This window comes from Gaoshiqia sediminis (genome assembly GCF_025907915.1).
Taxonomy (GTDB): Bacteria; Bacteroidota; Bacteroidia; order Bacteroidales; family Prolixibacteraceae; genus Gaoshiqia; species Gaoshiqia sediminis.
Genome location: NZ_JAPAAF010000010.1, coordinates 98,811 through 112,335, shown reverse-complemented (window position 1 = coordinate 112,335; position 13,525 = coordinate 98,811). Strand labels below are relative to the sequence as shown.

Here is a 13,525-nt window from a genome sequence, read left to right as displayed (position 1 = left end):
GGGGATATCTTAATTATAAGGTAATTCCGGTTTTAAAGATAGCAATTTCTTTGAATCCGCTCAGTTCGTGTTTCAGTTTTTTACCTTCGGCCACGGCAATGATTTCTTCGATGAAGTCATTCAGTGTTTCTTCCATGCTTTGGTCTTCAACCAGTCTACCGGCGTTAAAATCAATCCAGTTGGACTTCTTTTCAAACAAGGCGGTGTTGGTCGAAATTTTCATGGTTGGAACGAAACTGCCAAACGGTGTTCCGCGCCCTGTTGTAAACAACACAATCTGGCAACCGCTGAAACCCAGCGCCGACGCAGCTACCAAATCGTTGCCCGGTGCGCTCAACAAGTTGAGGCCGTTCTTTTTGATAGGTTCGGCATAAGCCAGCACGTCGGTTACAGTTGCAACGCCACCTTTTTGGGTGCAGCCCAACGATTTGTCTTCGAGGGTGGTGATGCCACCGCTTTTGTTGCCGGGCGACGGGTTTTCGTAAACCGGCAGGTTGTGGCTCAAATAGTATTCTTTGAAGCCATTGATCATTTGCACGGTCTTCCCGAAAACTTCGGTGCTTTCGCAACGCTCCATCAGCAGGTGCTCGGCGCCAAACATTTCGGGCACCTCTGTCAGGATGGTGCTTCCGCCCTGCGCCACCAGAAAATCGGAGAACTCGCCGACCAACGGGTTGGCGGTGATTCCGGACAAACCGTCGGAACCACCACATTTTAACCCGACTTTTAAGCTGGCGAGAGGGACTTCCTCCCGCTGGTCATGGCGCATTTGCCCATAAATCTCCTGAAACAGTTTCAGGCCTTCCTCTACTTCATCTTCTACTTCCTGAGCAACTAAAAATTTAACCCGTTTGGGGTCGTATTCTCCAATGAACTTTTTCAGATGATCGATCTGGTTGTTTTCGCAACCCAAACCAAGGACCAGCACACCCCCGGCGTTCGGGTGGTTGATGAGCTGGGCCAGCGCTTTTTGCGTGTTGGTATGATCATCGCCCAGCTGAGAGCAGCCATAGCTGTGTTTAAACACGTGGATGCTATCGATATCTGTGGGATCATTATTTTCCTTGAACCGGGAAATGATCTGCTCGGCCTGCCCGTTTACACAGCCAACTGTGGGCACAATCCACAGTTCGTTGCGGATGCCCACTTCGCCGTTACTCCGCTTAAATCCTTTGAACGTGAGCTTTTTGCCGGCATGGGGCAGTTCGTTCAACTTGGGGGTATATTCGTAACAAATGGTTCCCGACAAATTGGTTTTGGTGTTGTGCACATGCACGTGCTCACCTGCCGCAATGCCTTGTGTGGCATGGCCAATTGGTGCGCCATACTTGATGACATTTTCACCTTCGCCCATGTTTACCAAGGCAATTTTATGCCCTCGCGGAACGTCGTTTGCAAGTGTCAGTTGTTGGCTGCCAAGGTCAATGGTTTCGCCCTTCGTGAAGTCGGTCAAGGCGATGATGACATTGTCGGCCGGGTTTATTTTAATAAAGTTTGCCATTTATATGCGTAATAAATCGTGAATATGTTCGGCTATTGAGCGGCTTCTTTTGCTTTACCTTCAATGGTCATTTTCATCAAGGGGTTTTTGGCGTTGAGAACGGCTTTCATGGCGCGTTTCATGCCCACTTGCTGAATCAGGAACAGGTAGTGGCTCACGGTGATGGTCAGGTTGGGGATTTGGTTCAAATCCTGTTTCCAAACTTTTTCCAGCGCCAATACTTTTTCTACCAGGCGGTAAACCGAAATCGGCCGTCCGTCGCATTCTTCCCAGGCTTTTTGGTAGAAATTGAGGATCCATTCGTCATCTTGAACGTTGTAACTTTGCCCTTCGGTTTCACCTTTGAAATAGGCGATCATGGCAGCCAGCGAGAAAACCAGTTTTTGTGGCAGCATGTTGTAGTTATTTACAAAGTTGAGCAACGAAGGCAGGTTACGGGTTTCCCATTTCGACATGGCATTTAGGGCAATACTTTGCCACAGGTGGCGGATGTACGGGTTGGAGAAACGTTCCAGGATTTTGTTGGCGAACTGTTTCAGTTCTTTTTCCGTTCCGTCCAGTCCTGGGAGTACTTCGTCGTACACCAGGCCTTTCATAAAGTCGCCTACTTCGAGGTGTTCGTATGCTTCGCGTACGGTTTCAATGCCGCTCAGGTACGAAACAGCGTAGCTGCCGGTGTGGCATCCGTTCAGAACGGCTACTTTTTGTTCGCGGAAACGGGTCATGTCTTTTACAAATTTCACTTCCAAGCCGGCTTTGTCGGCGGGGAACTCTTTGGCTACCCATTCCGGGCCTTCAATCACCCACAGGTGGAAATATTCGCCCACAACCACCAGGTTATCCTCGTAGCCCAGTTCGGCTTGAATTTCTTTGATATCGTCTTTCGGAAATCCGGGTACAATGCGGTCAACCAGCGTGTTGCAGAAAGCGCAGGCGGTTTCGACCCATTGCTTGAATTCGGCGCCCAGGTTCCAGCTTTCGGCATGTTTCAGCACGTATTTTTTCAGCATATCGCCATTGCGATCGATCAGCTCGCAGGTGAAAAAGATCAGCCCTTTGTCGGCAGCGCCGTTAAAGGCTTTGAAGCGTTCGTAAAGCAAAGCAGTTACTTTGCCGGGGAACGACTGTTGCGGTTGCATGTCGAGGGTGTCGTTTTCGTCCCAGCTAATCCCTGCCTCGGTGGTATTCGATACTACAAAACGTAATTCCGGATTCAGGATAGTTTCTTTGTAGGTTTCGAATTCGGTGTACGGATTGATGCCCCGGTTGATACACTGGATGAATTCGTATTCCTTCACAGGCTGACCGTTTTTGATCCCTTTCAGGTACACATGGTACAAACCGTCTTGTTTGTTCAGCAGGTCAACCATTCCGGTTGGCAGCGGTTGTACCACATCAACACCGGCATTGAAGCCGATTTCGTTATTCATCTTTTGGATCATCCAATCAACGAATGCTCTTAAAAAGTTACCTTCTCCAAACTGCAGCACCTTTGTCGGATATTTTGCAGCGCTCTTTACGTTTGTTCTGTCTAGTTTCATGATCTTGGTTTATTAATAATTTATTCTTTCCGTTTTCGTACACGGTAATTGATTTTAAAAAATCGTGTTCGCACACGATAAGCGCTGCAAATGTATGAAAAATATTTTTGATCGGTTTCTTGTTAATCTGTTAAAAAATGCAAACGGCAATAGTTCAATGTGTTGTGTAGGGGCTTCCGAAAATTTTAATATTAATTTTAAATTGGGTTTTTGGCAGAAGTCTGAATTCATTAAATTAGGTGTTTCTTATTGTAAAATGTTGAAACAAAACATCTCTGTAATTTCAGGTGGGCCAGGCTTTGGCAAAACCCAAACGATTCGGGAGCTTGCGAACCTGGGCTATCGGACAGGCAGCGAATTTGCCCGCGAACTGATTCAGCAGCAGCTGCAATCGGGAGGGGATATGCTGCCCTGGAAAAACATTAAAGCTTTTCAGAGCGAAATTTTAAACCGGCGGATTGGGTTTTACCAGTCGGTAGGCGAGCATGAACTAGCCTTTTGCGACCGTGCCATTCCCGACCAGTTGGCTTTTGCCCGTTTTCGGGGCTTCGAGCCTTCGGCCTTGCTTTGGAAAAGCGCCCGCTTGTACCGTTATGCTGAAACTGTTTTTGTGGCGCCGCCTTGGCGCGAAATTTACACGACAGACCAAACCCGGAACGAAAATTTTGAAGAAGCTTGCTTGCTGCATCAGTATATTTGTGATACGTATCTGGAACTCGGTTACCAATTGACGGAGCTTCCGCTGACGGATACGGCAAGCCGCGCCCGATTTATTATAGATCAATTAAAACTACAAAACAAATGAACCTTTCAAGACGAAATTTTCTCAGGCGCTCGGCCGTGCAGGTGGCCGGGGTTGCCAGTGTGCCCATGATTTTGTCGGCCACCTTGCCGGCCGAAAAGAGTAAAAAGAATAAAACATCGCAAATTTTCACCCCGGGCGGAGTGGTTTTATTTCAAGGCGACTCCATCACCGATGCCGGGCGGAACAAAGAAGCGCAAAAACCCAACGATGCCGGCTCATTCGGCAACGGATATGCGCTGATGACAGCAGCTTCGTTGCTGGAGCAGTACCCCGAAAAGCAGCTTACCATTTACAACAGGGGTATTAGCGGCCATAAAGTTTTCCAGTTGGATGAACGCTGGCAAACGGATTGTATCGACCTGAAAACCAATGTGCTGAGCATTTTAATCGGTGTGAATGATTACTGGCATAAGCGTAACGGCCATTACGACGGAACGGTAGCGGTATATGAACGCGACTTTAGGGCCTTATTGAAACGCACCCAACAGGAACTTCCCGGCGTTACGCTGGTGATTTGTGAGCCGTTTTCGGTGGATGGCGGGAAGGCTATCGGCGACGGATGGCAGGAAGAGTTTGCACCTTACCGGCAGGTAGCCAAAAAGTTGTCGGAGGAGTTCAACACCTTGTTTGTGCCGTATCACGCTATCTTCAAAGAAGCGCTGAAGCATGCCCCTGCTGCCTACTGGTGCCCGGATGGCGTTCACCCGTCGATGGCCGGCGCCCAGCTGATGGCCCAGGCCTGGCTGAAAGTGGTAAACGGGTAACTCTGTGAACAAGAAATAGAAAAGGCCGGAATTTCCGGCCTTTTTATGTAGGTAGCAATTGCGAATTATGCTAATACCAATAGTTCTTTCACCTGGTTGTACACGTTTTGACCGGTGAAACCCAGTTTCTCGTCCAAAACGGTGTAAGGAGCAGAGAACCCGAATGATTCCATACCAAACACGGTACCGTCGGCGCCTACCAACCCTTCCAGCGTGACAGGCAATCCGGCTGTCATACCGAATTTTTTTACACCGGCAGGAAGTACCGATTCCTGGTATGCTTTGCTTTGGCTGCGGAACAGTCCTTCCGAAGGAACCGAAACGATGCGGCATTTTACGCCTTCTTTTTCCAGTATTTCGGCCCCGGCCACCAGGGTGCTCACTTCCGAGCCGCTGGCCAGCAGGATCACATCCGGAGTGCCTTCGCAGTCGGTAACAATATAAGCTCCTTTTTCAGCTTGCAAAGCTTCCTCGTAGCGGCTGGCTTTTGACGGCAGGTTTTTGATGTTCTGACGCGACAAAATCAGGGCGCTTGGAGCCGATGTATTTTCGAGGGCCAGTTTCCAGGCCACGGTTGTTTCGTCGGCATCGGCAGGACGCAGTACCAGCATGGAGTTTTGGCCATGGTGGTTTTTCAGTTTTTCCATCAGGCGGATTTGGGCTTCCTGCTCAACCGGCTGGTGGGTCGGGCCGTCTTCGCCTACCCGGAAAGCATCGTGTGTCCACACGTATTTTACCGGAAGTTGCATCAGGGCAGCCAAACGTACGGCAGGTTTCATATAGTCGGAGAACACGAAGAAGGTACCGCAAACCGGGATAACGCCGCCGTGCAGGGCCATACCATTCATCAAACAAGCCATGGTAAGCTCGCAAACACCGGCTTGAAGGAAAGCGCCACTGAAGTCACCTTTGGTGAAGGCTTTGGTTTTTTTCAGGAAGCCATCGGTTTTGTCGGAGTTCGACAAGTCGGCCGAAGCAACGATCATGTTTTCAACATTACCGGCAAAGGCTGCCAATACAGTTGATGAGGCTGCGCGGGTAGCTGAGCCTGCTTTTTGTTCAATTTTGTCGAAGTCGAATGCCGGAGCTTCTTTCGAGAAGAAAGTATCCAGTTTGGCTGCCAACTCCGGATTGGCTTTAGCCCATTCGGCCTGGGCTGCTTTTTTGGTGGCAGCGGCTTTCACCAACTCTTCTTTGCGTTTGTTGAACAGTTCCTGCACATCGTCGAAAATGACGAATGGGTTTTCAGGATCTCCGCCCAGGTTCTGTATGGATTTCTCCAGGGATGCACCGGCTTCACCAAGTGGCATACCGTGGGTTGCGCATTTGCGTTCGTAGTTTTCGCCGGTAGCTGTAACCGCGCCTTTTCCCATGATCGTTTTACCGATGATCAGGGTTGGCTTTTCGGTTTCGGCGTTGCCAGCTTTCAGGGCCGAGCGGATCTGCTCCACATTGTTGCCCTCTATGGTGATCACATTCCAGCCCCAGGCTTCGTATTTTTTGGCCGTATCTTCGGCGGTTACCTCATTGGTTTCGGTTGAGAGCTGAATGTCGTTCGAGTCGTAGAACATGATCAGGTTGCTCAGTCCAAGGTATCCGGCAATGCGGCCCGCTCCCTGCGAAATTTCTTCCTGTACACCGCCATCCGAGATGAAGGTGTAAATTTTATGCGACATCCATTCTCCAAAACGCTGGGTCAGGAAACGTTCGGCAATGGCAGCACCTACAGCCATCGTATGACCTTGTCCAAGCGGTCCGGATGTGTTTTCAACACCGCGGGAGGCATCCACTTCGGGGTGACCCGGGGTTACGCTTTCCCATTGGCGGAAATTCTTCAGGTCGTCCATGTTGTAATTGCCGGTCATGGCCAGGATGGAGTACAACATTGGCGACATGTGTCCGGGATCCAGGAAAAACCGGTCGCGATTCATCCAGGTCATGTCGCTCGGATCGTAGTTCAGGAATTCCGAATATAAAACACTTACAAAATCAGCTCCGCCCATGGCACCACCAGGATGGCCCGATTTTGCTTTCTCAACCATTGCAGCCGACAGGATTCGTACATTGTCTGCTGCCTTTTCAATCAACTTGTTACTCATGATTTTTAAAATTTTTTGCCAGAATTAATCTTTCGATTTTAAGACATCGGTTGCAAAAATAAAATAATTTCCAGATAAAGACTTGCTGAAAAAAAGATACCGGTAAGTTTCGCAAAGGCTTAACATATACCGGTATCGATGTTTTTCATTGTCTGATTTTATTACGGAAGTATGCGGACCATGATGACACCTTCAATGGCTAACAGCTTTTCAGCCAATTCATTTGAAGGAACAGGGCCGTCGATATCAATTATATTGTAGGCAATGTCCGCTTTATTTTTATTGAGCATGTTGGCAATGTTCAGTTCTTCGGAAGCCAGCAGGCTCGAAATTTGACTGACCATTTTGGGCACGTTTTTATTGGCAATAACCAAACGCGGGCCACCGTTGCGCTCCATTTCTGCTTCGGGGAAGTTCACCGAGTTTACGATGTTCCCTTTTTCCAGATAGTCGCGAACCTGATCAACGGCCATCACTGCACAGTTGGTTTCCGATTCTTCGGTAGATGCGCCCAGGTGGGGAATTGCGATTACGTTTTTCATTTTCAAGGTTTCCTCGTCCGGGAAATCAGTCACGTAGCAACCCACTTTACCCGATTCAAGCGCTTCTTTCATGTCGGCTGAGTTTACCAGTCCACCACGGGCAAAATTCATGATGCGAACACCGGGCTTCATCATCTTGATTTTGTCTTTGTTGATGTAGCCTTTGGTTTCGGCTGTTTGCGGGATGTTGATGGTCACATAGTCGGCTTGCGAGAGCAATACTTCAATACCTTCGGCGCGTTTCACGTTGCGGCTTAGTTTCCAGGCTTGTTTCACCGAAATGTACGGGTCGTAGCCAATTACGTCCATTCCGAGCGCTTGTGCGGCGTTGGCAATCAGCACGCCAATGGCTCCCAGGCCAATAACGGCAAGGGTTTTTCCGCGGATTTCGTTGCCGCCAAAATTTTTCTTGCCGGCTTCCACCAGCGCAGGAACTTCATCGCCCTTGCCAACCAGTGTTTTAGCCCATTCAATGGATTGGGCAATGCCGCGCGACGACAACAGCAAACCGGCCAGGGCCAGTTCTTTTACCGCGTGAGCATTGGCTCCGGGCGTATTGAACACCACAATGCCTTTTTCCGTGCATTTGTCAATAGGAATGTTGTTTACACCGGCACCGGCGCGGGCAATCGCTTTTAAGCTTTTGGGCAGTTCCATGTCGTGCATCGACTGGCTTCTGACAATAATCGCATCCGGGTTTTGAAACTCACTGGCAATTTCGTACTGATCCAACGGAAACTTTTTTAGCCCGACGGGATCAATCTTATTTAAGGTCTGAATCTTAAACATGTGTTTATAAATTTTTGTATAGTGCCTTTAATAATGAGAAGTATAAAAGTGTGACAAAGATCACAATTTTATTTAAGAAATGGTAAGCAAAGCCTCCCTTTTTTTAACGATTCGAAACACTGCTAACATTAAATTCATGTTACGAAAACGGGATGTTGAACCCGGGTGTTTTTGTTGGATGCAGCTTGTTAAATTGACTATTTACCCTTTCGCCAGCGTTGCAGGGGCAGGGGCTTGGCAGTGGATTGAACGCCTTTGCTGACAAACTTCACATCTTCAATGGAGTAGAAGGCGTTGGGATTGTAGGTGCGAATGATTTCGATGACCGGCTTAATGTCGGCCCGTTTGATGATGGAATAAATGACGCCGACTTTCTCGGTAGCTCCATGGGCTTCGTGGTAGGTAATGCCGTAGCCCCGGGCTTTGAGCTTCGCAATCAGGTTATCGGCATTGGCCCGGGTGATGATCTGCAGTTGGACAATGCCCACGGCCAGTTTTTCTTCGAGGATGAGGCCAATGTAATTTCCTGCGGCAAATCCCAGTCCGTAGGCGAAATAAGCTACCCAGTTGTCGATGTTTTGAATGATCTTGCTCATAGCCAGCAGCCAGATGATTACCTCGAAAAATCCAAGGACGGGTGCAATGAGTTTTTGCCCTTTGGACACCATGACAATGCGCAGGGTCCCGATGGTTACATCGCTAACCCGGGCAACAAAAATCATGAGTGGCAGTACCAGATATGAAAACAGATCGCTTTGGTAAAATTCTTCCATGGTAAGCGGCTCGTTTATCTACGAATATAGGAAATATATCAGCGGATTAAAACTCACTGGTGAAATGAAATTTGATGTCCTTAAATTCATCCTGTGCCATTTGAAGGATGAACGGCGAATCGGCCAAAAAGACATCCCGGCCACGTTTGTCAACGGCCATTTTTTGATGTTTCCGTTTCTTAAATTCGGTCAATACTTTTTTGTCGGCACATTCAATCCAGCAGGCCTTGTGCATGGGCATATTTTCGAACCGGCATTTAGCGTTGTATTCGTGTTCCAGGCGGTACTGAATAACTTCGAACTGAAGCTGGCCCACGGTTCCGATAATTTTCCGGCCATTAAACTGACTGGTAAACAGCTGGGCAACGCCTTCTTCCATTAACTGATCGACCCCTTTGGCCAGTTGCTTGGATTTCATCGGATCGGCATTTTCGATGAAGCGGAACAGTTCGGGGCTGAAGCTGGGGAGTCCTTTAAAATGAACATCCTCGCCGGAGGTGATGGTGTCGCCGATGATGAAGTTGCCGGTATCGGGCACCCCGATGATGTCGCCCGGATAAGCGTCGTCGATCACTTCTTTCTGGGCCGCCATGAATGCCGTTGGGCTCGAGATGCGGATGTTTTTTCCGGAACGGATGTGTTTGTAAACGTTGTTGCGTTCAAATTTTCCGGAACACACCTTCACAAAGGCAATACGGCTGCGGTGGTTGGGGTCGATATTTGCGTGGATCTTGAACACGAAGCCAGTGAACCCATCTTCCTCGGGATTCACTTCCCGTTCTTCGGTAAAACTTGGGCGCGGGCTGGGGGCGATCTCCACAAACGCGTCGAGCAATTCCTGCACACCGAAGTTGTAAAGGGCGCTCCCGAAAAACACGGGGGCAAGTTCTCCGTTCAGGTATTCTTCGGCTTCAAATTCCGGATAAACACCTTCCACCAGTTCCAGTTCTTCGCGCAGGGTATGCGCGTCGTCGCCAATATGTTTTTCCAGTTCCGGATCCAGGATGTCTTCAAACAGGAAGCCCTTTTCAATTTCTTGTACACTGGGGTTGAACAGGTTCAGGCTACGCTTGTAAATATTGTAAACGCCCTTGAAATCGGCGCCACTGTTAATGGGCCAGCTCAACGGACGGGTTTTGATTTTCAACTGTTCTTCAATCTCATCCAGCAGGGTAAAGGTGTCGCGGGCGGGACGGTCGAGTTTGTTGATGAACACGATCACGGGCGTTTTTCGCATCCGGCAAACACTCATGAGCTTTTCGGTTTGCGGTTCAACTCCCTTGGCCGCATCAATCACAATGATTACACTGTCAACAGCCGTGAGCGTACGGAACGTGTCTTCCTGGAAATCCTGGTGCCCCGGGGTGTCCAGAATGTTCACCTTGTAACCACGGTACTCAAAGCCCATTACCGAAGTGGCTACTGAAATCCCGCGCTGACGTTCAATTTCCATAAAGTCGGAAGTTGCCCCTTTTTTGATTTTATTGCTTTTCACAGCGCCGGCCACACGAATGGCCCCGCCAAAAAGCAGTAATTTCTCGGTGAGCGTGGTTTTCCCGGCATCGGGGTGACTGACAATTCCAAACGTGCGTCTGCGTTTAATTTCTTCTAAAAAGCCCATATTGAAAATTTGAGCTGCAAAAGTAGCACTTTTTGAAGAAAAAGACTGATTTGGCAAATGGATTAATTCAGTGCTTTCGAAACGCGTTTCCAGAACCGTTTGTGAAATTTTACACCGTCCTTGCCGGTGCGCTCAAAATAACTTTGCAGCACATCGCGTGGCGAAAATTTGTATTGCCCGCGCTGTTCGTATAAGCCGGGTTCCGTTGGAAGGAACTGGGTGCCAAATACGTTTGGGTATTTTGTGTGGCGAATGCCCTCGATAACTTTCCCGTCCATGGACCGCGCCGTAACTTCCCACGCCTCGCTCAGGTTCTCCACCGATTGGTGGTGTGCGCTCAATACCGGTGGCGAAATGTTTGATTTCCATTTCACTTCTTTCATGAAAAAGCCGTTAAGTTCGAGCCTTAGCGGGTGAAAGCTGATCTGCATCAGTTGCGGGTTGTCGAAAATTTCCTGCCAGTAGTTGCGGTGCAGGTTGTCCTGATCGAGCTGGACAATATCCTGGTGGATGGTTGCCTGGTAAAGTTCAGCGGGAATATCCTGAATAAGTGTGCCGCCGGTGGCTACGTTCATGGTTTGCATGCCCAGCCCGAAACCGATGACAAAATATTTGGGGTTGCGTTCCAAAAACGGGGTGTAGTTCGGGTTTTTGCTGCTTCCCAGCAGGTGGAAAACAAACGAAACCTCAAATAAATGCCGCTGGGGATCGGTAACATCGGCAAATTTTTTCTCTTCGCCGTAAATCTCCGGTTGGATATCGGGGCCGTCGAACAGGAAAATACCTTTCGTTTGGCCGAACATGATGTCGAAATTGTTGGTAAAATCATTCGTCTCAAATACATTCTCCGCAGTTAGCGTACCGGTGAGGCGTTGTAAATGGAATTTTTCCAGGTTGTTGTCGCGGATGTGCCTGATTGACTGTGAGTAATCGTATCGTTCGGCATAAAAATAAACGCCGATGAACTCGGTTTCGCCCACAAACAACAGGTGTTTATCCAATAAGTAACGCACCTTTTCGATGTTCTCAACAGTAGGATTGGTCATCAGGATGTAGGTTTTGGCCGGATCGTAATCGGTATTGAAAAAATTCTGACCAATTCCATCAACGGAAAATAAAAAGCTAAAGATCAACAAGAATTGCAGGAAGATTCTTCTTTCTCTCATAAGGGTGTTCGTTTTAACAATCTTAAAATACCGGATGAAATTAATCTTTTTCGGGGAGAAGTTAAAAAATGTGAAGATGTATATTTTTTATTATTATTTTTAAACTTTGTTGTGATACGCAAATTAACTAGCACATGTCATTCAAACTATTTTTTCTGAGCACATTCAAAGGACTCAGGAATACCTCAAAAGTAGAAACTTCCAGAGATAATCTGTGGGCTGACTATCAGTTGTTTATTCAGCTTGAACAAAGTGGCGAATTACCGCAATTCCTTGCGTTGGAAAAGCGGGTTGATTCGTCCGAATTTAAGAAGGAGAAAGCGGAGATTCGCTCATTGCGGTTTAAAGGTAGCCCGGAAGAAAAATCCCTTTTGGAATTTCGAAAGTTGGAAAAGAACAGAAAACTGCGCGATTTTTACCAGGTGCAGTCATCATCTGATCTGAAACGCTTTCAGGAATTACAGGAAAGCGAAGAGATCCGGCGCTTTCAGCTGTTGGCGAGATATGTGCAGGATAGACTATACCAGGCAGACAAAGCAGCTTTTAAGCAACAAAAAAGGAAAGATGACCGGTTTGAAGACACCGAGGCTCATAAGAAATATATGGAGTACCAGCAGCTGAAATCGTCTGAATCGGTACTGTTTTGGCAGAAATTTCAGAAAAGTACCGCCTACCGGAATTACCAAAAAATGGCCAACTCATCCGAGCGGAAACGTTTTGAAGAGTTGCAGGCCGAAGTGGAATCGGAAGAATTTAAGGCTCGGAAAACCTATCTCGAGGATGCGCAAAAGTGGGAGAAATCTGAACTTTTTAAAGAGGAACAGGCCTATCTGGACTTGAAGCAGCAGCCTCGGTTTGTTAATTACCTGAAATACCGGGGTACGAATGCCTTTGACTTTTTCAACAATTGGGAGGTGGTTTTTGAAGATCATTTTGACCAATCTTCGCTGGATACTTCCAAGTGGCAAACCATCAGCCCAATGGGACAGAAAACATTGGGGCGCAACTTTTCCAAAGCCGGCGATTTGCAAGCCTATACCGACGGGGCCAACGTGCAGGTAAGAAATAGCCATCTGCAACTGGCGGTTAAAAAGGAAAAAACGGATTCGTTTACCTGGAACTTCCCCATTGGTTTCACACCAGCGTCTTTCAATTATTCATCGGGATTGTTAACCACCGGCGAGTTGTTCCAAACGAGGTTTGGAATCTTGGAAGCCAAAGTGAAATATCAGCCTAAGAACCAATTGGTTGACCTTTTTTACCTGTCCGACTTTCAGAACCATCATCGTTTGAATCTGGTTGAAAGTGGCGCGGTGTGCCGTTTGGGGTATGCTTCATCTAACGGAGCCACACAACATGAGTCATTGTCGGGTTTGCAGGCAGGGCAATTTTATATTTTCCGGATGGAGTGGGAGCCGGGCAAGGTGTGTTGGAAAATAAATAATCAGGAGATTTTTACACTCGCGCAGTCTGTGCCGGATGTGCCGATGAGTCTGAATATAAGTTCACTTGTTGTAGAACCGGTTGAAGACCTTCCGCATTATTTTGAAATTGACTGGGTCCGCTTGTATCAAAAAAAATCGTAACATGGTTAATTGGATGGATGATTTTTCGGGCGCAATAACTGTTTGCGACCGGGATGGGATTGTTGTTTATATGAATAAGGTTTCACGGTGGCAATTTCAAAAGTATGGCGGTGGAGAACTGTTGGGGAGAAACCTGCTGGATTGTCACCCCGAACCCTCCAAAACACGATTGAAGGAAATGTTGGCGGCACCCATGCAAAATGCCTATACAACGGAGAAAAACGGACGAAAAAAGCAGATTTTGCAAACTCCGTGGATGGAAGACGGTGAATTTAAGGGCGTGGTGGAAATCTCATTCGAATTGCCTGCCGATATGCCATCTCATGTACGAAGTTAAC

The 13,525-nt window shown here is 47.9% G+C and carries 11 protein-coding genes; 4 read left to right on the top strand and 7 right to left on the bottom strand.

Features of this window, described 5'->3' with window-relative positions; translation table 11 throughout:
• Positions 1-13: 13 nt before the first annotated feature.
• The gene (locus N2K84_RS09510) at positions 14-1,501 is read right to left on the bottom strand and encodes a UxaA family hydrolase (RefSeq protein WP_282591567.1); all 1,488 of its coding nucleotides are present in this window, start codon (positions 1,499-1,501) and stop codon (positions 14-16) included.
• Positions 1,502-1,533: 32 nt separating this feature from the next.
• Positions 1,534-3,042 carry a tagaturonate reductase gene (locus N2K84_RS09505; protein WP_282591566.1) on the bottom strand — a complete coding sequence of 503 codons (1,509 nt, stop codon included), beginning with the start codon at positions 3,040-3,042 and terminating at the stop codon, positions 1,534-1,536.
• A gap of 256 nt (positions 3,043-3,298) precedes the next feature.
• Between N2K84_RS09505 and N2K84_RS09500 the strand changes: the two genes are divergently transcribed.
• Both N2K84_RS09500 and N2K84_RS09495 read left to right on the top strand, forming a co-directional pair.
• Positions 3,299-3,847 (top strand): AAA family ATPase, encoded by a 549-nt coding sequence (locus N2K84_RS09500; protein WP_282591565.1) that lies wholly within the window; start codon positions 3,299-3,301, stop codon positions 3,845-3,847.
• Positions 3,844-4,611: an SGNH/GDSL hydrolase family protein gene (locus N2K84_RS09495; protein ID WP_282591564.1), complete on the top strand. Its 768-nt coding sequence runs from the start codon at positions 3,844-3,846 to the stop codon at positions 4,609-4,611. The genes N2K84_RS09500 and N2K84_RS09495 overlap by 4 nt, the downstream gene beginning before the upstream one ends.
• 65 nt (positions 4,612-4,676) lie before the next feature.
• On the opposite strand, the gene N2K84_RS09490 is transcribed toward N2K84_RS09495, so the two are convergent.
• The 5 genes from N2K84_RS09490 to N2K84_RS09470 all read right to left on the bottom strand — a co-directional run bounded on the left by N2K84_RS09490 (position 4,677) and on the right by N2K84_RS09470 (position 11,601).
• Entirely contained in the window at positions 4,677-6,710 is a 2,034-nt protein-coding gene (locus N2K84_RS09490) for a transketolase family protein (RefSeq protein WP_282591563.1), read from the bottom strand.
• 161 nt (positions 6,711-6,871) lie between these two features.
• Positions 6,872-8,041, bottom strand: coding sequence for a phosphoglycerate dehydrogenase (locus tag N2K84_RS09485; RefSeq protein WP_282591562.1), 1,170 nt, complete (start codon positions 8,039-8,041; stop codon positions 6,872-6,874).
• 197 nt (positions 8,042-8,238) lie between these two features.
• Positions 8,239-8,814 carry a DUF2179 domain-containing protein gene (locus tag N2K84_RS09480; RefSeq protein WP_282591561.1) on the bottom strand — a complete coding sequence of 192 codons (576 nt, stop codon included), beginning with the start codon at positions 8,812-8,814 and terminating at the stop codon, positions 8,239-8,241.
• A gap of 46 nt (positions 8,815-8,860) precedes the next feature.
• Entirely contained in the window at positions 8,861-10,435 is a 1,575-nt protein-coding gene (locus N2K84_RS09475) for a peptide chain release factor 3 (RefSeq protein ID WP_282591560.1), read from the bottom strand.
• A 62-nt stretch (positions 10,436-10,497) separates the two neighbouring features.
• On the bottom strand, positions 10,498-11,601 hold the full coding sequence (locus N2K84_RS09470; protein ID WP_282591559.1) for a gamma-glutamyl-gamma-aminobutyrate hydrolase family protein: 1,104 nt from the start codon (positions 11,599-11,601) through the stop codon (positions 10,498-10,500).
• 134 nt (positions 11,602-11,735) lie between these two features.
• On the opposite strand from N2K84_RS09470, the gene N2K84_RS09465 reads away from it, so the two are divergent.
• Together N2K84_RS09465 and N2K84_RS09460 are read left to right on the top strand one after the other, a co-directional pair.
• Positions 11,736-13,187, top strand: coding sequence for a glycoside hydrolase family 16 protein (locus N2K84_RS09465; RefSeq protein ID WP_282591558.1), 1,452 nt, complete (start codon positions 11,736-11,738; stop codon positions 13,185-13,187).
• Position 13,188: 1 nt separating this feature from the next.
• Entirely contained in the window at positions 13,189-13,524 is a 336-nt protein-coding gene (locus tag N2K84_RS09460) for a PAS domain-containing protein (RefSeq protein ID WP_282591557.1), read from the top strand.
• The last annotated feature ends 1 nt before the right edge of the window (position 13,525 follow it).